The organism is Sutcliffiella sp. NPDC057660, from assembly GCF_042800035.1.
In the GTDB taxonomy this organism is placed as follows: Bacteria; Bacillota; Bacilli; order Bacillales; family Bacillaceae_I; genus Sutcliffiella_A.
In genome coordinates, this window is sequence record NZ_JBHVHV010000005.1 from 25,117 (window position 1) to 45,116 (window position 20,000).

Annotated in this window: 25 protein-coding genes, 1 tRNA gene and 1 pseudogene; 7 read left to right on the forward strand and 20 right to left on the reverse strand. The window is 42.8% G+C overall.

Going from position 1 to position 20,000, the window contains the following annotated elements:
* The gene (locus ACFVAD_RS06265; RefSeq protein WP_386637219.1) at positions 1 to 408 is read right to left on the reverse strand and encodes an NUDIX hydrolase; all 408 of its coding nucleotides are present in this window, start codon (positions 406 to 408) and stop codon (positions 1 to 3) included.
* 54 nt (positions 409 to 462) lie between these two features.
* The gene (locus ACFVAD_RS06270; RefSeq protein ID WP_386637221.1) at positions 463 to 972 is read right to left on the reverse strand and encodes an NUDIX hydrolase; all 510 of its coding nucleotides are present in this window, start codon (positions 970 to 972) and stop codon (positions 463 to 465) included.
* 145 nt (positions 973 to 1,117) lie between these two features.
* Between ACFVAD_RS06270 and ACFVAD_RS06275 the strand changes: the two genes are divergently transcribed.
* Positions 1,118 to 1,405 (forward strand): HesB/YadR/YfhF family protein, encoded by a 288-nt coding sequence (locus ACFVAD_RS06275; RefSeq protein WP_386637223.1) that lies wholly within the window; start codon positions 1,118 to 1,120, stop codon positions 1,403 to 1,405.
* A gap of 26 nt (positions 1,406 to 1,431) precedes the next feature.
* Here the strand turns inward: ACFVAD_RS06275 and ACFVAD_RS06280 are convergent, their stop codons facing one another.
* The 5 genes from ACFVAD_RS06280 to ACFVAD_RS06300 all read right to left on the reverse strand — a co-directional run bounded on the left by ACFVAD_RS06280 (position 1,432) and on the right by ACFVAD_RS06300 (position 2,961).
* Positions 1,432 to 1,743, reverse strand: coding sequence for a hypothetical protein (locus tag ACFVAD_RS06280; protein WP_386637225.1), 312 nt, complete (start codon positions 1,741 to 1,743; stop codon positions 1,432 to 1,434).
* A 5-nt stretch (positions 1,744 to 1,748) separates the two neighbouring features.
* Positions 1,749 to 2,174, reverse strand: coding sequence for an acyl-CoA thioesterase (locus ACFVAD_RS06285; protein ID WP_386637227.1), 426 nt, complete (start codon positions 2,172 to 2,174; stop codon positions 1,749 to 1,751).
* Positions 2,175 to 2,284: 110 nt separating this feature from the next.
* Positions 2,285 to 2,527, reverse strand: a complete 243-nt coding sequence (gene tlp, locus ACFVAD_RS06290) for a small acid-soluble spore protein Tlp (RefSeq protein ID WP_386637229.1) — start codon at positions 2,525 to 2,527, stop codon at positions 2,285 to 2,287.
* A gap of 91 nt (positions 2,528 to 2,618) precedes the next feature.
* Positions 2,619 to 2,762, reverse strand: a complete 144-nt coding sequence (locus tag ACFVAD_RS06295) for an acid-soluble spore protein N (protein ID WP_010193544.1) — start codon at positions 2,760 to 2,762, stop codon at positions 2,619 to 2,621.
* A 67-nt stretch (positions 2,763 to 2,829) separates the two neighbouring features.
* A complete protein-coding gene (locus tag ACFVAD_RS06300; protein ID WP_204414686.1) occupies positions 2,830 to 2,961 on the reverse strand; it encodes an FbpB family small basic protein in 132 nt (43 codons plus the stop codon).
* Between the two features lie 286 nt (positions 2,962 to 3,247).
* Between ACFVAD_RS06300 and ACFVAD_RS06305 the strand changes: the two genes are divergently transcribed.
* On the forward strand, positions 3,248 to 3,721 hold the full coding sequence (locus ACFVAD_RS06305; RefSeq protein WP_386637232.1) for a DinB family protein: 474 nt from the start codon (positions 3,248 to 3,250) through the stop codon (positions 3,719 to 3,721).
* Between the two features lie 46 nt (positions 3,722 to 3,767).
* Complete coding sequence (locus ACFVAD_RS06310) at positions 3,768 to 4,463, forward strand: DUF1287 domain-containing protein (protein ID WP_386637234.1); 696 nt, start codon at positions 3,768 to 3,770, stop codon at positions 4,461 to 4,463.
* Between the two features lie 40 nt (positions 4,464 to 4,503).
* Here the strand turns inward: ACFVAD_RS06310 and ACFVAD_RS06315 are convergent, their stop codons facing one another.
* From ACFVAD_RS06315 to acnA, 3 genes are all read right to left on the reverse strand, one after another.
* A complete protein-coding gene (locus ACFVAD_RS06315; protein WP_386637236.1) occupies positions 4,504 to 5,010 on the reverse strand; it encodes a TlpA disulfide reductase family protein in 507 nt (168 codons plus the stop codon).
* A 14-nt stretch (positions 5,011 to 5,024) separates the two neighbouring features.
* On the reverse strand, positions 5,025 to 5,429 hold the full coding sequence (locus ACFVAD_RS06320) for a hypothetical protein (RefSeq protein WP_386637238.1): 405 nt from the start codon (positions 5,427 to 5,429) through the stop codon (positions 5,025 to 5,027).
* 140 nt (positions 5,430 to 5,569) lie between these two features.
* Complete coding sequence (gene acnA, locus ACFVAD_RS06325; protein ID WP_386637240.1) at positions 5,570 to 8,275, reverse strand: aconitate hydratase AcnA; 2,706 nt, start codon at positions 8,273 to 8,275, stop codon at positions 5,570 to 5,572.
* Between the two features lie 293 nt (positions 8,276 to 8,568).
* Between acnA and sspO the strand changes: the two genes are divergently transcribed.
* Complete coding sequence (gene sspO / locus ACFVAD_RS06330) at positions 8,569 to 8,718, forward strand: small acid-soluble spore protein O (RefSeq protein WP_204413943.1); 150 nt, start codon at positions 8,569 to 8,571, stop codon at positions 8,716 to 8,718.
* A 697-nt stretch (positions 8,719 to 9,415) separates the two neighbouring features.
* On the opposite strand, the gene ACFVAD_RS06335 is transcribed toward sspO, so the two are convergent.
* On the reverse strand, positions 9,416 to 9,676 hold the full coding sequence (locus ACFVAD_RS06335) for a hypothetical protein (protein WP_386637242.1): 261 nt from the start codon (positions 9,674 to 9,676) through the stop codon (positions 9,416 to 9,418).
* A 130-nt stretch (positions 9,677 to 9,806) separates the two neighbouring features.
* On the opposite strand from ACFVAD_RS06335, the gene ACFVAD_RS06340 reads away from it, so the two are divergent.
* Positions 9,807 to 9,953 (forward strand): small acid-soluble spore protein P, encoded by a 147-nt coding sequence (locus tag ACFVAD_RS06340; RefSeq protein ID WP_386637244.1) that lies wholly within the window; start codon positions 9,807 to 9,809, stop codon positions 9,951 to 9,953.
* On the opposite strand, the gene selA is transcribed toward ACFVAD_RS06340, so the two are convergent.
* Complete coding sequence (selA, locus tag ACFVAD_RS06345; RefSeq protein ID WP_386637246.1) at positions 9,937 to 11,331, reverse strand: L-seryl-tRNA(Sec) selenium transferase; 1,395 nt, start codon at positions 11,329 to 11,331, stop codon at positions 9,937 to 9,939. The two genes, ACFVAD_RS06340 and selA, sit on opposite strands and share 17 nt — an antisense overlap.
* Before the next feature lie 97 nt (positions 11,332 to 11,428).
* Positions 11,429 to 11,614 (reverse strand): annotated as a pseudogene (locus tag ACFVAD_RS06350) (Rdx family protein); the annotation flags it as partial.
* 216 nt (positions 11,615 to 11,830) lie between these two features.
* Here ACFVAD_RS06350 and selD point away from each other — a divergent pair.
* Positions 11,831 to 12,880 (forward strand): selenide, water dikinase SelD, encoded by a 1,050-nt coding sequence (selD, locus tag ACFVAD_RS06355; RefSeq protein ID WP_386637248.1) that lies wholly within the window; start codon positions 11,831 to 11,833, stop codon positions 12,878 to 12,880.
* Between the two features lie 43 nt (positions 12,881 to 12,923).
* Here the strand turns inward: selD and selB are convergent, their stop codons facing one another.
* The 7 genes from selB to ACFVAD_RS06390 all read right to left on the reverse strand — a co-directional run bounded on the left by selB (position 12,924) and on the right by ACFVAD_RS06390 (position 19,733).
* Entirely contained in the window at positions 12,924 to 14,813 is a 1,890-nt protein-coding gene (gene selB / locus ACFVAD_RS06360; RefSeq protein WP_386637250.1) for a selenocysteine-specific translation elongation factor, read from the reverse strand.
* Positions 14,797 to 15,024: a spore germination protein gene (locus ACFVAD_RS06365; protein ID WP_386637252.1), complete on the reverse strand. Its 228-nt coding sequence runs from the start codon at positions 15,022 to 15,024 to the stop codon at positions 14,797 to 14,799. The genes selB and ACFVAD_RS06365 overlap by 17 nt, the downstream gene beginning before the upstream one ends.
* Positions 15,025 to 15,091: 67 nt before the next feature.
* Positions 15,092 to 15,583: a hypothetical protein gene (locus ACFVAD_RS06370; RefSeq protein ID WP_386637254.1), complete on the reverse strand. Its 492-nt coding sequence runs from the start codon at positions 15,581 to 15,583 to the stop codon at positions 15,092 to 15,094.
* Positions 15,584 to 15,714: 131 nt separating this feature from the next.
* Positions 15,715 to 16,485, reverse strand: coding sequence for a sporulation protein (locus ACFVAD_RS06375; protein ID WP_386637256.1), 771 nt, complete (start codon positions 16,483 to 16,485; stop codon positions 15,715 to 15,717).
* A gap of 183 nt (positions 16,486 to 16,668) precedes the next feature.
* Complete coding sequence (gene pyrH, locus ACFVAD_RS06380; RefSeq protein WP_386637259.1) at positions 16,669 to 17,403, reverse strand: UMP kinase; 735 nt, start codon at positions 17,401 to 17,403, stop codon at positions 16,669 to 16,671.
* A 195-nt stretch (positions 17,404 to 17,598) separates the two neighbouring features.
* On the reverse strand, positions 17,599 to 19,407 hold the full coding sequence (pepF, locus tag ACFVAD_RS06385; protein WP_386637261.1) for an oligoendopeptidase F: 1,809 nt from the start codon (positions 19,405 to 19,407) through the stop codon (positions 17,599 to 17,601).
* A gap of 113 nt (positions 19,408 to 19,520) precedes the next feature.
* Positions 19,521 to 19,733, reverse strand: a complete 213-nt coding sequence (locus tag ACFVAD_RS06390; protein WP_386637263.1) for a helix-hairpin-helix domain-containing protein — start codon at positions 19,731 to 19,733, stop codon at positions 19,521 to 19,523.
* A gap of 94 nt (positions 19,734 to 19,827) precedes the next feature.
* Between ACFVAD_RS06390 and ACFVAD_RS06395 the strand changes: the two genes are divergently transcribed.
* Positions 19,828 to 19,924, forward strand: a tRNA-Sec gene (locus ACFVAD_RS06395).
* Positions 19,925 to 20,000 lie beyond the last annotated feature (76 nt).

Below are 20,000 nucleotides of genomic sequence, written 5' to 3' on the forward strand. Positions count from 1 at the left end.
CTATTTTACCCCTTGAAAGCTGTATGGAATGCTTCCATCAATGCCTGAGATTCCTATGCACTCTTTTGCTTGAACAAGATCCATCCATATCACTTCTTCTATTTCATCTGGAAAAGCTATCCCGATTTCTCCGCCTTTTATCCTTGCATGAAAATAGAAGAATACAGCATGATGGCCTCTATCCTCAAAAAGCGCCTCGGAAACCCCGGCCAGTCCATTTGTCTCTACTATCAGACCAGTTTCCTCCATGGCTTCTCTTATAGCGGCATCCTCCAAGGTTTCCCCTGGCTCCACTGCCCCGCCAGGTAATGTGTAATATGATCCCTTCTTACCTTTATTCTTCACCATCAGAATTTTCTCCTTGTTCCCGCTAAGGAGAATCACATATGCCACGTCTACTCTTTTCACATTACAAACCTCCATATTGCGAATGATGAAAAAACTCGTTCCAGAACTTCCCCTTTAATATGCAGAACCAACTGAATCGAAACTTGATTGCTTTTCTGCTGATTGAATGATTGATGTTGATAGCTTCTTCATTTGATAATCCATTATTTCTCCATTGACCGAATAGGTGAATGCATGCTCTTTTGGTGATTCCGCTCCTAATATTTCAGGCAAAAAGATTGGCATATTACTTACAACTTGATCTGAAGTTTTGATCCAATCAAGCCTCTTCCATTCCAATTTCCCCTCAGGACCTTCCTGAAGTGTTCCTTCCATCTCCGTTCCGGTAAAGACATACATCCCCCCTTTGTTATTCCAGGATACGATGCCCCGGAAGGTTAGATCATTGATTAATAAACCTGTCTCCTCCAACGTTTCACGTAAAACGGCATGATATGGAGTTTCACCTTTTTCTATTTTTCCTCCTACACCATTCCATTTCCCCTTGTTCGGAGCTTTGTTTCGATGTAGCAAGAGAATGGAATCTTCGCGTTGTATAAAGCATATCGTGTATGGCAGTTCCATCGCTTCCCCCCTAAGTGGTTTCGTTTGGTTCATCTTGTGGAAATTAGTTATAATAAGAAAGTACATAAAGACCATGTATTTTTTCAAATGGAAACTCCAAAGCCATAAAAAAATTCATGCATTCGATTGATAAGGAGTTGCTCTTATGAAAATGACAATGTCTCAACCGGCAGTAGACTGGTATAAAAATGAACTGGACCTTAAAAGTGGCGACTCTATCCGCTTTCATATCCGTTATGGCGGGTGCAGCACCGTCCAAAAAGGATTTTCACTCGGAATTGTCCAGGAAAATCCCGATCAGCCAGCAGCAAGCGTCGAACAGGATGGCCTTACATTCTTTGTAGAAGAAAAGGACGAATGGTACTTTGATGGCCATGATCTGCATATAACCATGGACGAGGAACTGAACGAGCCGAAATTCGGTTATGAATGAAAAGAAAGAATTAGGATGAAATTGTCCTAATTCTTTTCTTTTTGAAAAAACCGCTCTATCTGATCCACCTGGTTTTCAGAGATTAAAATCTCCAGTTGTTTATCGCCAATGAGATCAAAATGAGGGTATTGGTCACGATTATGTATCCACTCTTCCTTCAGGCCGTAGGAATGCCCCCATGCGATCAGCTTTTCCAAATCACTGCAGCCTGCCTTTGTAACAGTCTTAATGCCCTCAAAACGTGGATGGATCCAATAATGGGTGATAAAGGCCATCTGTCCATTGGAGACTTGCTCCTTCCACTTTTTAAGTTCTTCTCGAGCTATCCCGAAGGCCATTATAACTACTCTCCTTGCTTTTTCGCATTCTCGTAAGCCTCATGCCACTCCGGATATTTTTTACGGATAATGATTGGCTTAAAGTTGTCCTTTTTTACGCATACATGTGAAGAGCTGCCGTTAAGTGCGATTTCTTCATCTGGGGTCAACACTATATAGCCATAGACGACCCTGAATCCATCGTAGGTTTCGATCCATGTTTGAATCGTCGCCACTTCCCCATAGCGAAGCGGTTTCTTATAGGTGACATTTATATCGATGACAGGTGAGATGATCCCGTCCTGCTCCATCTGAGCGTAGGAGAAGCCAAGATCTTTGATAAGCTGTGTCCTGCCGAGCTCCATCCATACGAGATAGTTGGCATGATATACCACACCCATCTGATCCGTTTCTGCGTATCTTACTTCTATTTCTTTCGTCGATACTAACATCCTCTTTCCCCCATTTGCTTAGAAAGTATCCTATTATGATACCATAAATGAATATTTTTCCACATCAAAAAAGATGAGCATTGGTAAATGCCCATCTTTTTTCCTATAGATTACTGAAAGCCGTTTTCGCGAGAGCTAGCTTCGTCCTTTATTTCGGAACGGAATGCGGCGATGCTTTCTTCACGACGATGATTTTTCGCCTCAATCTGCTCTCTTTCCTCAGGGCCGGCAAATTGCATGGACTCCTGAGCTTCTTCGATATTTTCAATCGTATTCTGGACCATGCTCTGTAGTTTCTCTACATTGTCACTGCGATCATCCGGGTTTGGACGGTGTTGTTGATTTTCTGCCATAGCGTAACGCCTCCCTGGTATCATGAAGATATACTACAATCTCTAGTTTGTGCATGTTGAGTGACTTACACACTTGAAAAACTTGGATAGGTTATTCGCCTTTAGTCTGAATGACTTGAGCATGCTTGCCTGAAGTGTCCTGCATCTGCTTCCCCTTATTGCCTCCCGCTTCCTGCGGTTGTGTACCAATATGGTTTGGCATAAAATGCTTTCTGCTTCCTTTTGGATTACTCATAAAAACATCCCTCCTACTTTTACTATCTCTAAGTGGAGGGATAATCATAACAAGAAATATTTGAAAGTTATTCTGCCTTATTCAACATCTTCTCTTCCAGACGGTCTTCAATCTTACGGAGAGCTTCCTCATCTTTTAGCAGCAACTGTTTATTTTCCAACACAAGCTCTTCAAAAGAACGTTTACGGATTCTTCTCATTAATATCACCTACTCACTTATTATTGTAATAGTATTAATGTCCATAATTCTTTAAAATTATGATAACTTTCCGACAAATTGTGAAATTTTCAGTCTTCTGAGGCTTTTCTAGGAGTATTTTTTTCAAAAGGGGATATTTGTGCCAGTTAATCAAGATATAGCCGTTTTCAACATTTCAGAAACTGGTAGATAGAACCAATTGATATATGCGAATATATGTTCTTGTCTAATCCCTTTACTTACGATATAGTAAAGAAGTGAGAAAATTTCGAAAGGATGAATTCATATGACTAATTTGAGCCTGAAGAACTACGAGAAGAATAGAATTTATTTTCTTTCCCTTCACACTTTATCTGAAGAGAAATTAATGAAAGAAACCGAGCACAGTAAGTGGAGCATCAGAGAAATTATCGGCCATATTTATTACTGGGACAAATATTTGCTGTATGTTATGGTACCAGAGATGTTTGAAGGTGCTGCTCTTCCTGAATTTCCAGATCATGATACCTATAACGAAAAAGCCATGAAGCACATTATTAAATTTACATCCACAAAAGAACTGTTAAATGATTTTTCCATAACACGAGATAGTCTGCTTCATAAAATAGAGGCACTGCCTCAGGATACAACATTTACAATCGGAAAAGGAAAGAGATCATTTTCGCCGGACACATTTATGGCGATGTTTGTGGAACATGATGACCACCATATCAAGCAGATAGAAGCATTTTTGAAGAGACAAAATATGAAACTGTGTTAAAATATGGATAAAAGCAAGAATATTCTTTTTTATTCGAGGTGATGCTATGAAGAAAAGACTGATGACAATTTTTGCTATAGTAGCACTGGGTTTAATGGCTTTTCTTTTCTTATTTCGAGACGGGATTATCCTTGATCATATTGGCCTCCATGTTGAGTTTCCTTTTGGCAATGCGGTCGAGGTTCCGGCAGAATTTTCAGAAGCAGATACTAACGGCAATGATACCCCCGATCCGCTTGATGTTGTCAGGACAGCTCGTGGCGAAGTCGATCGGCGCACCTCGTATAAAAGCGTCTATTATGATGGAGGATATCCCCCTGAAAAAGAAGGAGTATGCACCGATGTTATTTGGCGGGGATTGATGGGAGCAGACATCAACCTGAAGGACTTGATCGATAAGGATATAGCGGAAAACACGGACCTATATCCCCGTGTTGGAGGAAATCCTGACCCCAATATTGATTTCCGGAGAGTCCCCAATCAGGACGTCTTTTTTCAAAGGTTTACTGAATCGTTGACAACGGAATTGATTCGAAACGATGTGGAAAATCTGAAGCAATGGCAGCCAGGGGACATTGTTGTTTTCCTTGGAGGGGACTTTGATCATGTAGGAATAGTTTCCGACAGAAGAGCAAAGGACGGCACCCCCTACTTGATTCACAATACCTACCCATTTGCGGCGGAAGTAAAATTGTCATCCTTTAAATCCCCCATTACAGGTCACTATAGATGGAAATATTAAAAGGAGCAGATCATCAAACGAGGTCTGCTCCTTATTATCATCAGTTCATTTTCTTTACTTGCTCTTCCATCAACTCATACGTCATTGGTCCAAGATGTCGATAGGAGATGATTCCATCCGTATCAATGAAGAATGTCGTAGGCATGGTCAATACGTCATAATAACGGAACATTTCTTCCTGGTCGAGGAGAATTGGGAAGGTGTAGCCACCCTCTTCGACGTACTCCTGTACATTATCAATCCCAGGCTCTGAAGTAGTAAGGTTTACTGCCAGTATTTCCACATCTTTGTTCTCTTCCGAATACTTCTGCATCTCAGGCATTTCGGCTCGGCATGGCCCACACCAAGTCGCCCAAAAATTGAGGATTACTTTTTTGCCATGATAATCCGAAAGCTTGGCGGTTTTGCCGTCAAGGGTGGTCAGTTCAAAATCTCTTGCCATTTCTCCCTCTTTAATCCCTACTTCAGGTTCTTTTTCTGAAAAGACCTGGAATATCGCATATCCGCTTAAAGCCACCAAAAAGGCAATAGCAATTATTTTTTTCACAAGATCTCCATCCTTTATATGAAATACATCATTCCATAATAGCTCGCCAACACAATAGCGGCACTTACGATGACTGTTATTGTCAGTTGTCTCATATGTAAACCTGCGCGATACGCTTTCCAATAGAAAAGGAAAAGCGCTGCAATGCTCGCCAGATAAATCCCTTTAGTCCCTCCGGTAAAAAATATAATCCCAAATGGATTGGTCCAGATAATGGACGGTCTAAAGAGAAGAATACTAAATTTAAACACTAAAATCCAGCATATGGCTCCACTCATCAGATGTTGCTTCATGATCCTTAATGTCTCAGGCTGTTTTCTAAATATGATGGCCATATATAAATATGCAAGGAGCAAAGAGAAAAGAAGGACAAGGATTGATTTTTTGAGAAGCAGCGGTCCTAATTGAATGGCATCCATCTTATTTACCTCGTTTACTTTAATTAAATCATATACATGTCTTTCCTTTGATTCTTCATGTGTCTATTTTATAACAAATATCATTGGATGAAAAAAAGCCGGCCTCTCCATCTGGAGGGGCCAGCTTCGTTTTTGCACTATTACGCTTTTAACTTGTCACGTAATACCATTCTTAAGATACCACCATGACGGTAGTAATCGATTTCCACTTCGCTGTCGAAACGAACAAGTGCTTCAAACTCTTTCTTGTTACCATCTTCGTCAGTCGCTGTAACTTTTACAAAGTCACGTGGTTTTACTGTCTCATCAACAGCCACTTCAAATGTCTCTTTACCAGTCAAGCCAAGGATCTCAGCATTTTCGCCGTCTTTGAACTGTAATGGTAGAACTCCCATAAGAACAAGGTTGCTGCGGTGGATTCTTTCGAAGCTTTCCGCAATGACAGTCTTGATTCCAAGCAGGTTTGTTCCTTTGGCAGCCCAGTCACGGGAGCTTCCCATACCATAGTCTTTACCAGCGATAACCATTAGGCCAGTTCCGTCCTCTTTGTACTTCATGCAAGCATCATAGATGGACATTACGTCGCCAGTTGGCCAATAAGTCGTCCAGCCACCTTCAGTACCTGGAGCCACTTGGTTACGGATACGGATGTTCGCGAACGTTCCACGCATCATTACTTCATGGTTACCACGACGGGAACCGTAGGAGTTGAACTCACGTGGAGTTACGCCGCTCGCTTGCAAGTATTTGCCTGCAGGCGTATCTTTTCCGATGGAACCAGCAGGTGAGATGTGGTCAGTTGTTACTGAATCCGCAAACTTCCCAACTACACGCAATCCGGAAAGTGGTTCTACTGTTCCTGCTTCAGGAGTCAACCCTTCAAAGAATGGTGGGTTCTGAATGTATGTGGAATCATTATCCCATGAATATAGTGCTTCATCGGAAGTCTCGATTTGGTTCCAACGCTCGTTGTCATCAAATACTCTGTCATATTCTCTACGGAACAGTTCAGGAGTTACAGTAGCTTTCACCACTTCCTTCACTTCATCTTGGGATGGCCAGATGTCCTTGAAGAATACATCGTTGCCGTCTTTGTCCTTGCCTAGTACGTCGTTTTGAAGATCAACATCTACATTTCCTGCAAGTGCATATGCCACAACTAGTGGTGGAGATGCAAGGTAGTTACCTTTTACAAGTGGATGGATACGCCCTTCAAAGTTACGGTTACCGGAAAGTACAGAAGTAACAAGAAGATCATTTTTCGCAACTGCTTCTTCGATTTCATCGGCTAATGGACCGGAGTTACCGATACAAGTAGCGCAGCCGTACCCAACGATGTTAAAGCCAAGATCGTTCAGGTAAGGTTGAAGTCCGGAATCATGAAGATAGCCTGTTACTACTTTTGAACCAGGTGCCAAGGAAGTTTTTACAAAGCTTGGAACCTTCAATCCTAATTCCACAGCTTTTTTCGCAACAAGACCTGCCGCAATCAATACGTATGGATTAGAAGTATTTGTACAGGATGTGATGGACGCAATGGCAATCGATCCTGTTCTCATTGTTGTTTTATCACCGTTCGCAAGTGTTACTTCTACTTCTTTGTTGATATCAGTAGGAGTCATACCATAGCCTTGGTTTCCTTGTGGTGCTACCAATGCATTACGGAAAGTTTCCTGCATCATGGATAGAGGCACAAGGTCTTGTGGACGCTTAGGTCCGGAAAGGTTTGGTTCGATTTCAGCCAAATCAATTTCCACTACATCTGTGTAGATAGGATCAGCATCAGGGCTGAAGAACAATCCGTTTGCTTTGGAGTAAGCTTCAACAAGCTTGATTTGCTCTTCTGCGCGGCCTGTTAAACGCATGTAGTCCAGAGACTCCTCGTCAACCGGGAAGAATCCGCATGTTGCTCCATATTCAGGTGCCATGTTAGCAATTGTTGCACGGTCTGCAAGTGGAAGCTCGGAAACCCCAGGACCGAAGAACTCAACAAATTTACCAACTACACCATGTTTACGAAGAACTTGCGTAACTTTTAAAGCCAAGTCCGTAGCAGTAGTTCCGTTTGGTAAAGAACCTGTTAATTTAACCCCTACAACCTCAGGAACAGGGAAGTATGATGGTTGGCCAAGCATTCCTGCTTCTGCTTCGATACCACCTACACCCCATCCAAGAACACCGATTCCGTTGATCATCGTTGTATGGGAGTCAGTTCCAACAAGTGTGTCAGGGAAAGCTAGATATTCACCATTTTCCTCCACACTGTGAACCACGTTAGCCAAGTACTCTAGGTTAACTTGGTGAACAATACCTGTTGCCGGTGGAACTGCACGGTAGTTGTCAAAGGATTTTTTTGCCCAGCTTAGGAACTTATAACGCTCAGCATTACGTTCGAATTCAAGCTTCATGTTGAAATCCAGGGAGTCAGCTGTTCCTGCTTTATCTACCTGTACAGAGTGGTCAATTACAAGATCAACCGGAATCTCAGGATTGATTTTCTGAGGATCTCCACCAACGTCTGCCATTGCTTTACGTAGGGACGCAAGGTCAACAACCGCCGGAACTCCCGTGAAGTCTTGAAGGATTACACGAGAAGGCTTGAATGGTACATCCACGTCCTTTTGCTCGTCGGTTCCCCATTTTGCTAAGTTTTCAACGTGTTCTTTCGTAATAACACGGCCGTCTACCTGGCGTAGAACGGATTCTAATAATACTTTAATGGAATATGGTAAGCGTGATACGTTACCAACGTTCGCTTTCTCAAGCGCTTGCAAAGAATAGTAATGATACGTTTTGCCGTTTACATCGAAGGATGCACGTGCATTGAAAACATCTTGCTTCGTCATATGTATTACCCCCTGCTACTCATAGTTTAATAGGACCTCGCTATGAACAATTAATAGGCATTGAAAAACAGGCTCACCTTTGGAAAGCGTTTGCGATTGTTTTTCTTTGAGACAAATTACGATTGATTTCTCCCACCGAATAGTCCTTACGACATTATCTTAATACAACATTCTTCATAAGTAAATATCAATAAAGTTATCAAATCACATAAGTTACACTTATCTTTCATAATATTCGACAAATACATGTGTGGATTTCTGCTGGTAATGATAAATGTAGGAGGTGAAGGATAATGGCAAAAAGAAAGGCGAACCACGTTATCGAGGGAATGAATGCAGCCGGAGCTCAAGGCAAGGGTGCAGGATATAATGAAGAATTCTCCAATGAACCATTGACGGAAGCACAGAAACAGAATAATAAAAAGCGTAAGAAGAACCAGTAGTGTAATTAGGTTATTTATGAATTGAGTGTGGTCTTCATCGGTGGGATGAAGACCTTTTTAGTGTTATTTTTGGTGTGAGGGCTTTCATGGGCTGGATGATGGACTTTTTGATTGGGATTAGGAAGCGAAAGATCCTTCATACGCTTGATGATGAACTTTTCACTCGGAATTTGAAGTCGAAAGGTCCTTCATAAGAGCGATGATGGACTTTTTACTCGAAGTTTCGGTGCGAAAGGTCCTTCATAACTTCTATGACGCGTTTTTTGCCTGCATTCCAATAACAAAAAGCCCATCATACAACCGATGACGCGTTTTTTACCTGCATTCCAATAACAAAAAGCTCATCATACAACCGATGACGCGTTTTTCACCTGCATTCCAATAACAAAAAGCTCATCATAACCCCCATGATGCGTTTTTTACCTGCATTCCAATAACAAAAAGCTCATCATACAACCGATGACGCGTTTTTTGCCTGCATTCCAGTAACAAAAAGCCCATCATACAACCGATGATGCGTCTTTTACCTGCATTCCAATAACAAAAAGCCCATCATACAACCGATGATGCGTCTTTTACCTGCATTCCAATAACAAAAAGCTCATCATACACCCAACCCCACCCCGCGTCCCCCCACTCATACAACAAAACCCAAAAAAACCGCCCCAGACTCCCAAAGTCCAGAACGGTTCCCTTCTCAACCTTGATTATTTCCTTGCTGCAAAATCGTCTGCAGATCCTGCTGGAATTGCATCAATTGTGGACGCTGTGTTTCAGATGCGACTTCCAAAGCATTATTGATCTGTTCCATCGCTTCATTCACTTCATTTTCCAGACGTTTGAAATCATGGCCATAATCCGGGTCATTTCTTACAATCGCCTCATATACGTCCCTTGCCTGCTCTGTTCCTTGCTGAGCTGCTTGGAAAGCCTGCTGTTTATCTTTATGGTATGGCATGCGGGTTCACTCCTCCAGTAGAAAATAATAGCTCTACCTAGACTGCCCATATGGCAAAAAATTATACCTGAATTCCCTCCGCATAATACACGGCAATTATCAAAAACTAAAAGCAAAGGAGGAGATCAAAATGAACAAAAACGACCATAAAGACATGGTAAGAAACCAGCCCAAAGGTAACCAACATTCAGGACAGCCAGAGCCTTTAAGCGGATCACATAAGGTGAAGAACCGCAATCATACCCGACAAAAGCATAATTCTAGTCACGATATGTAAGCATCTCCATCGCTTTGATCAGATCAGGGAGCTCTCCACGCGTGATGGTTCTGAAGTCGAGTAGGATACTGTCCCCACTTGTTCGGACTATCACGCTTGGAGTCCCTTTTCTTAATTTTTCGGCCAAGGAATGTGCAGCAAGTGATTCATGTTTCAACCTCACTGCATAGGTAGGTATCGTTACATCCGGCATCGTCCCTCCGCCTACCATGGAATACTCACTGATAATTTCAGCCTGAAAACTATTCCATTCGGAAATGGCGTCACTGAATTCCAAAGCTTTCTCCCTGACCTCCTCCAAAGGCTGCAGCATATCCCTCACTGTAGGAATATCTTTGGGACGCTGATTCAAATATGCTTTAAAAGTCGCTTCCAAAGCGGCGAAGCTCATCTTATCCACCCGCAGGACTCTGGCCAATTGGTGCTTTTTCAGTTGATCGATATATTTTTTCTTGCCAGCAATAATTCCTGCCTGCGGACCGCCAAGAAGCTTATCACCGCTAAAAGAAACTAGATCTACACCTGTTTCAAGAACCATATGCACAACCGGCTCTTCCCCAATGCCCTCTTTGGCAAAATCATATAGTACCCCGCTTCCCAAATCCTCATATACCATAACCTCTTCACGGGCTCCTGCAATCTCAACAAGCTCCTCCGTAGAGACTGTTTTGGTAAATCCAATTGTCTTGAAATTGCTCGTGTGAACTTTCAAAAGCATCGCAGTTTCAGCATTCAATGCATCAGAATAGTCTTTGACATGTGTTTTGTTGGTGGTTCCTACCTCTACAAGCTTTGCGCCGCTCTCTTCCATGATGGAGGAAATGCGGAAGGATCCACCGATCTCCACCAACTGCCCCCGGGATACTATTACTTCTTTTCCTTTGGCAAAAGTTTTCAAAATAAAGTATACGGCTGCCGCATTATTATTGACCACCATTGCAGCTTCAGCTCCTGTAGCCTGTTTGATCAAGTCTTCCACAAGATCATGCCTCGAACCACGAGTCCCTGATTCGATTTCATACTCCAGATTTGAATAGTTTGTGGCAACCTCTGCCACGCGGTTAATCGCTTCCTTGCTTAATCTTGCACGGCCAAGATTCGTATGTAAAATAGTACCTGTTCCATTTATTACTCGTTTCAAACGATTTTCATCCGCTTCATTCACCATCTTTTCAACCGTTTTCCAGATGACACCAGTCAAATCATCATTGAAAACGATCCCGTTCTTAATATCTGAACGCACGCTTTCTAAGGCTTTACGAATATGAACCGTCATCACTTCATCCTGAAGATTGTATTTTTGTCTTAAACGTATAAACATTGCATCCCGTTGCAGTTCATGGACCGGGGGAATGTCCCGTAGACTTCTATTCATCATTTATTTCACCTGACTTAAGGATTTTTTTCACTATTATAACATGTGCAGGATAATGGAGCAGAAATTGGAAAAGAGAAGGGATATACCCTCCTCCAGCTTAGCCTTTTTCCAATTTTGCAATGACATCTTCCGCTTTCGGGAAGACTCCTGTTTCTTTTTTGGAATGAAGCGTCTCTCCATTCACTTTCACTTCAAAAACTCCTCCTGAACTAGGAATGAGTTCCATGGAAGTGATAATGGTACGGAAATGGGTAAAAAGTGATTCCGCGAAACTCGCGGCTTTTGGTGCGTAGTTTCACTGCATGCAGAACTCGATGGATACTTTGAAATTTGTCATGAATTTTCCTCCTAATGCATGATGTACTACAAGTGCCGGCATCTTTGTCAGCGCTTACTTTAATTGTAATACAAGCATCCATTTTTCGCAAAAGTATGAAAATTAATTAGTGGAAATCATTTTCACTACTGACTATACTTAAACTAGCAGGAGGTGGTCCAAATGAGTGAACACGAAAAAATCCGTTTAACTTCACTTTCAACAAAAGCCGGCTGAGGATGCAAACTTGGTCCAAGTGACCTCACGCAAGTTTTGCGTGATTTGCCCTCCAATTTAGAGGATCCGAATCTGTTAGTGGGATTCGCCACTTCAGACGATGCCGGAGTCTATAAAGTGACAGAAGATATTGCCTTGATTCAAACCGTCGATTATTTTACCCCCGTGGTGGATGATCCATATATGTTCGGTCAGATTGCTGCCGCCAATGCACTAAGTGATGTATACGCAATGGGCGGAGTTCCGAAGACGGCATTAAATATCGTGGGATACCCGATTAAGAAATTGGGTCCTTCCATTCTAAATCAGATTTTAGCGGGTGCCTTTGACAAGGTGAAAGAGGCGGGTGCAGTCATTGTTGGTGGACACTCCATCGATGACCAGGAGCCGAAATTCGGCATCTCTGTTACAGGCTTTGTACATCCTGAACGTATCTGGAAAAATGTCGGCGCACGACCAGGAGATGTGCTTGTCCTGACAAAACCGATCGGTGTGGGCATACTGACGACTGCCATCAAAAGAGGCAAAGCAACAGTTGATCAAATTGAGCTTGTGACAGCGGTCATGAGTGAACTCAATAAAACGGCTGCAGAAGAATTGCAACACTTCGCCCCACATGCCGTGACAGATGTAACAGGATTTGGTTTATTGGGACATGCAAGTGAAATGGCAAGAGGTAGCGGTGTGAGTCTACATATTCATATGGATAGCATTCCCGTACTTCCAGGAACATTTGAACTTGCCGCTGAGGGGGTTGTTCCTGGTGGATCCAAGGCTAACCATGCATGGCTCAAGTCCGATGTAAGTTATGCCTCTAACATTACGGAGGAGCAGCAGCTTGTCCTGTGTGATGCAATCACTTCCGGTGGACTGCTTGTAAGCCTCCCTAAGGATGAAGCTGCACTATATCTGGATTTGCTTGCAAAAAGGAATCTCACAGCTGCCATTATCGGTGAAGTTGTAGCGCCTGATGAAAAACTTATCCATATCGAATGAAAAAGAGCAATCCCTCTAAATTTGAGGGATTGCTCTTTTTCTGCTATAGCCATCTGCGCTTGGTTCCTTCTCTCTTCGTAATCCCAAGGGCATCCATCAGCTCAACGAAAGGAATCAGATATTTTCTGGAAAGCTGCAGTATTTCCTTTATTTCGCTTAATTCAACCTCTTCCTCTGTTTGACTTTTCAAATAGTCAACAGCCACATCAAATTCATATCCATCAATCAGATGTGCATCATCCAAAAGATAAGCTTTCATTTGTTTCAGAAGGAAATATTTCAAGTCATGGGTTTCTTTTTCAGGCAGACCAGCTTTTTCACAGTAATGGAGGAACGGCTGTGGAGTTATCTTAGCCGACGCAAGCTCCCGCTCCACCTGTTCCATTCTTTTCTGCCACTGCTTTGGGTAGCTTGGCACGAATCCTTCCAAATACAATATATTATCCTTCCTTCGTACACATTTAGCCTCTTCCATTTTTCCCAGAAGAAATTCAAGGAGCTCAATTGAAATGATTAAACTGAATTCAGAAAGGACTTCAGCCTTTGGAATTCCAAGCCTTAAGGGGTGCATAACGTGATATTCACGAATACGGCCAGCCAACTGACGCTCTTTTTCCTTTAACATCGGCTCAAAGGCATATAGTCCACCAGTGACATTCACAATAAGCCCTTGCTCCTCAAGCAGCACGAGCACATTATCCTCCAATCCCGCTTCCCTTTTCAGATTCTCCATTGGAAGCAGGTCTCTTCTAGAAAAAGCCTCTCTTACCCTTTCTTCAGGTGTACCCTGCTTGATTCTTCTTAGAGTTTCAATGGTTGATTGACCAAATTTATAGACAGATCCCTTTGATTGAATGATCCATCCTCCCCCTACGGTCTCTACTGGAGTTGGCCTCCTGAGGATAATTTTATCTCCCCGGCTGCACGTAATGGGCTCGTTTAGACGAAGCTGGCATAGTACCTCTTCTTCTGAGTGGCCGTCATATTCATTTCGATCAAAAAAGACGATTTTACCCAAGACTTCCGCAGTACCGGTATGAACCTTTACAAGACTCCTCTGTTTTATTGGATATTGAAGATTTTCCACCATATGGAGGGATACATCAATGGTATCGGTTGTATCATATGTATTTTCGTGAGCGAGCACATCGCCGCGCTCCATGCTATCCTTGCTTAATCCGGAGAGATTTACTGCAACCCGCTGACCGGCAGCGGCTTGTTCCACCTGCTTGTTATGTACTTGAAGCTGCCTTACTTTTGCGACTTGCCTTCTCGGCAATACTTCAACGGTATCCCCGTTTTTAATCTTACCTTCTGTTATCGTACCTCTGACAATCGTACCTTGTCCCTTCAGTGTAAAAACCTGGTCGATGGGTAGCCGAAAATTGCCTGTAACATGCTTTTCCCGTAAAGTTTCCAGCTCTTTTTGGAGCAGTTGCTTCAACTCTGGAATCCCTTCCTTTTTCAAGCCGTCCACATATACAACTGGGGCATCTTCAAAAATAGTTCCAGTAAGCTCCTCCACAATTTCCTCTGTCGCAAGATCAAGGAACTCCTTATCTACTTTGTCTATTTTAGTGAATGCCACGATGCCCTTTTTCACCTGCAGAAATTTCAGGATTTCCAGATGTTCCTTTGTTTGAGGCATGACCCCTTCATCTGCTGCTATGACAAGAATGACAAGATCAATGCCAGAAACCCCTGCAATCATCTGCCTGATAAATCGCTCATGGCCAGGCACATCGACCACAGAGACAACAGATCCATCACCTAGTTTCAACGGAGCATACCCGGGTTCGATGGAGATCTGCCGCTCCTTTTCCTCTTTTAAACGATCTGTGTCCACTCCCGTTAGAGCTTTGGTTAACGTAGTTTTACCGTGGTCAATATGACCGGCCATGCCGATTGTAAAGTGTTTAGTCAATATCCTCACCTATTTCATCAATAAACTGGACGTTCTTTTTCCCACATACTTTCACAACACTGACCTTTGTAAATGTTTTGATGTTATTCCCCAAGTTCCCACTGCCGGAACCGGTCACACCAGTCTCTTCAGCAATAGGGCAAGCCTTGAAAATGTTCCCGAAATTCACGACACCGCCACTCACATTCTCGATAATTACCTTTTTGATAAAACACGCCATTTTTGTCACCCCTTTTAATTTAGGGTATGACAGCATGTTTTTGCTTGTATAGGTGGACGTCCCTGCCTTAATTTTTTTTATAAAATTGCCGGAGATACTGCTGCCACTCTTCCTCTGTCCACTTCCGATTTTTACGCTCCTGCAAAAAGCCTTTTTTCCATTGACGTTTCACATTATCCACTTTATTTGCCTGAATGCTGCTCTGATTTAAGGCTTTAGCCCGAATATCTTCCCAAATAGGCTTCTTGGCGGAAGGTTCAAAAAATAGTGGCTCGATCAGGAACTTAAATATGAATACGCTGAAAATGAAAAATGAGATTATTTTTATTGGTATAGGTAATGGTAGGACTAGTATTGAGACAAATCCTACGGCAATAATGAAGCCTCTTCTATAGGAAAATCTTCTTACTACCTGTTTGCGCTCATCCATGGAAAGTTCCAACAGGAATTGGTATCTCTGCTCCATTTCACAGTCAACACAGTACGCCTCTATGAAAGTGCTTTTCTCATCATATCTCTCTGCCAATCTCTTTTTGTGTTTCGTACAAAATAAATCCAATCTCTTCCTCCAGCATAGTGTCTTAGTAGGTTCATTATATCAATTTATAGGAGAAACGAAAATAATCGCTATGCAGCTCCTAAAATACAGAAAAACAGATGCGGATTGCACAGCATCTGTTTTTTGATTGATCAGCTATATTTTTGAATAATGCTCATCAGCTTCTGTTCCATATTAGGCAGGTCCTGTTTCGTTACCGTGAAGTTCACGTGTGATTCGTCCATTTCCAACGCTTCAGAAAGGAAACTTCCCAATCCTCTTGCTTTACGATCCACCTGCATCCATACGTCCACTTGGTTATCTGTCTGATTCAGGAACATGAATTCTATTTCATCCAATCTGCCACGATACGCACCGGACGTTGGAACAAGTTCGAATTCCTGGACAAAGGGTTGACGTGTTTTCAAGCGATAAGGTGCCGCTTCACATTCCACTTTTCTAAGTCGGAATCCGATATCAGTAGCTGCCTTCAGTACTGCAGAAATGATAGTGGAAGGCATCACGTCGATAAAATCTCTGTCTGATGGATCCACGGCATTCTTAATATCGAGCCCTGTTTGGATCCAGACCTTCGTATTCCCCATCGTGACGGGAGTTTCATAAGGCAGGACAAAGTGGAAAGGAAACTCCTTCTTTTCATTCGGACCAATTGTAAAAGGGTCTACAAGTTTAATGGATTCGATGGTTGCCTGTTTTTGTACCTTCGTGTCATTGGACTCTTTTATATATGTCGTGACAAGCGATAAATAGATGGTATCAATCTGCTGCTCTGTTGACCCACCTTTGATTTCTACGATACCTTTTACTTCTTCACCTGGAACCAAACGGTCGTTCACCAATTTGGTATCTACCGTTGCTGCCCCTATCCCAATACTCGCCAATGCCTTGTTAAAAAAGGACATTACTATACCCCCTACACCAATTCAAATTAGTTTTTTGGATAACACGGTTAATTTACGAGCTAGTTTTCAAAAAGTTTCATGTTTTTACAGATTAATAGATGAAAAGTGGCTCTTTTCCATATTAATCTCTGCTTTGAAATCTAACAAGTAGGATGAAACGACAGCTTTTTGTATGCAAACATTTTAATACTGGTTTTTTACTGTATTCTCATTGTTGACAATCGTCCCGATAGATTCACCCATACATATCCTGCTCATTGCGCCTCTTTCATCAAAGTTGAAGATGTGTACAGGCAGTTTATAATCCCTTGCCAGCAGCAGCGCGGATTGGTCCATCACCTTGATATTATTTTTAATCACATCATTATAGTGCAATACCCGATACATTTTTGCGTCCTTTGTTGTTTTAGGGTCACTTGTAAAAACTCCGTCTACACCCTGTTTGGCAACAAATATCGCATCACAGTTGATTTCAATTGCCCGCTGCACACTTGGGTAGTCGGTTGTTACAAATGGCTGCCCGTTCCCTCCGCCAAAAATGACAATATGACCCTTTTCCAAATGGTGCATTGCCCTAAGCCGGATATACGGTTCTGCGACAGAAGTAACTGCTATGGATGTCATGACCCGGACATCCTTTTCCGTTTTACTCTTAAGTACACCTCTCAGCATCAAACTGTTGATAATTGTGCCAAGCGTTCCGATATTATCCGCCTCTACCCGGTCGATGCCCCATGCATCCGCCATGCTTCCCCGAAATATATTGCCTCCACCTATGACAATGGACACCTCTATCCCGTTTTCTACAATGGAAAGTATTTCGTTTGCGATATGTTCCAATCGTTCTGGACAAAAGCTGTTTCCGCTCTGGTCCGCTAATGCTCCCCCACTTAATTTGATCATGACTCTCTTATACATGCACACACCCCTTTTTCCAAATAAAAAGGACTAAAGGCAAAAACACCTTTAGTCCTTCCAAATATGAAAGAGAAGAATAACGCCTGCATCCGCTTGGTTAGAACGTCTCACCATTACTCTTCCCCCCTTTTCATTCTGTTTCCTTAAGACAGTTTATACAAGAAAATCATAACAGTCAATGAATTTTTTAAAATTTCAAAAGCTTTTTTCTAGTTCGTCAACTAGATGCCCGACATAGGCGACAGCCTTCTGGATAGGAGCCGGGGTTGACATGTCCACACCGGCGAGTTTCATCATGTCCAACGGTTTCAAGGTACCTCCTGCTTTCAATGCCTCCAACCAGCGATCCACAGCAGGCTGGCCTTCCTCCTGGATGCTTTGCGCAGCAGCAGTAGAAGCAGTAAGTCCGGCTGAATACGTATAAGGATACAGACCCATATAGTAGTGAGGCTGACGCATCCAGGTCAAGCCTGCTCCTTCGTCCAGTTCAACCGAGTCTCCCCAGAACTTGGCCAGAAGTTCTGTTTTTTGTTCGCAAAGAAGTTTTGCCGTGATTGGCGTCCCCTTGTCTGCCAATTCATAGACTCTGCGTTGAAGCTCCCCTTCCAGGATATGCGTGACAAAATTATGATAGTACGTTCCAAGTGATTGCAGGATCACCCAGCGTCTCATGCGCTCATCGCTCGATTTGGCCAGGATATGCTGGCTTAATAGCATTTCATTCATTGTTGACGGTGCCTCGACAAAATATCTGGACGGACGGGTATTCGTCAATGTCTGATAGCGCCCAGCCAAACTGAAGTGCCCGGCATGTCCAAGTTCATGAGTCAGAGTAAAGGCATTTCGCATGGAATCGTTCCATGTAATCAGGATATAAGGGTGTACACCATAAGGGCTTGAACAGAATGCACCGGAAGCTTTCCCCTCATTGTCCGCCAAATCAACCCAACGGTCCGAGAGCGCCCTTTCCATGATTTCCATATATTCTTCTCCCATGATCCCCAATGATTCCAAGATAAGCTTGGAGGACTCCTCATAGGTGATCTCCGGGTTATATTCCGGATCAAGAGGTGCTTTCAGGTCACAATAGGTCATCTTGTCCAATCCGAGCAGGCGCTTCTTGAGCCTTGCAAATCTCTGCATATGTGGAGCCAATTCAGTTTGGATGGTATCAAGCTGGTTATTGTACATTTCCTTTGAGACATCCTGATCATGCAACAGCATGTCCGTTACGGATTCATAGTTTCTCAGACGAGATTCAATGACCTGCTTTTTTACTTCAGTAGCGTAGGTGGCTGCATAAGTATTCTTATATTGATTCAATGTTTTCGTATAGGAAGCATACGCCTTCCTGCGGATCTCGGTATCGGGCGATTCCTCATAAAAAGGGAAAGAGTTGAAAGTTAATGGATGCTCGGTCCCGTCATCCATTGTGAACGAAGAAAACTTCATATCGGACGTTTTGCTTCGCAGATAGATCATATATGGTGCATTGTGCACTTCACTGAAGGCTGCCAACACCTCTTCCGCTTCCGGGGAAAGTCGATGCGGTTTTGTCGCCATCAGGTCATGCAATGTTTTACTATAATCCTTTAACCCTGCTTCTTGCTGTATGTATGCTTCTACTGTCTCTTCATCCAACTCAAGAATTTCAGAGGAAAGGAAGGAAATATTAGATTGCACAACGCCTAACATCGATGCAACCCGCGCAGAATTTGCCTGATTCACAGGGTTCGTTCCATCCTCCGACTGACGCAGGCTGGCAAAAGTCATCACTCTGGTGATCCGTTCAGCTAAAGCGTCTTTAGCAAGAAGACTGTCCAGAAGTGTCTTGGCGCTCTCACCCACTTTTCCTCGGTATTGCGTAACCGATTCAAGATCCTGTGGAATGGCCGCCAGTTCAGCCTCCCATTCCTTTTCGGTTTCAAACAGGTCTCGAAGGTCCCAAGTATGTTCAACAGGCACTTCACTTCTTGTTAAGGTCTTGTTCATAACTTTAGTCATACAATCTCTCCCCATCTGTCAAAATATATTTCGCATTACGAAAAACTTAACACTATTATATAAGAGTTTGATAATGATTGAAATGGGATAATTTAATTTTTCTAATTTTTTCGTCAACTTTTAAAAGAAAGCCCTTTCTCCTCCAAAGCCAATCGAAGTAAACCTACCGCTTTTGGGCCAACCCCATGCAACTTCAACAGCTCTTTCTCACGAATTGTTGCCAATTCTTTAAGCTCCGTGTATCCTGCTGCATCGAGCGCCCTTGTTGCGGGTTTTCCAATACCCCTAGGAAAACCAGTTTCTAGTATCTTGCCTTCCTGTTTCATATCAATTGCTCCTTTCCCATCTTTAATAGATTATTTCGCTATTATTATTGCAAATTCCTTGTAGAATAAGTAGAATGAAACATGTCTAAAAAATGGGGCTGATTGCAATGCTGGTGCTTGTCTCGGTCTTCAAAACCGCTTGTGGGGCGCGTGCCGTCCCAGGTGGGTTCGATTCCCACGCAGTCCCGCCAATCTTTACATATCAATGGATTATAGTTATTCCCTTTTTAAATCGCAATCCTCGATTAAACCCCTTTTCTTTGTTTG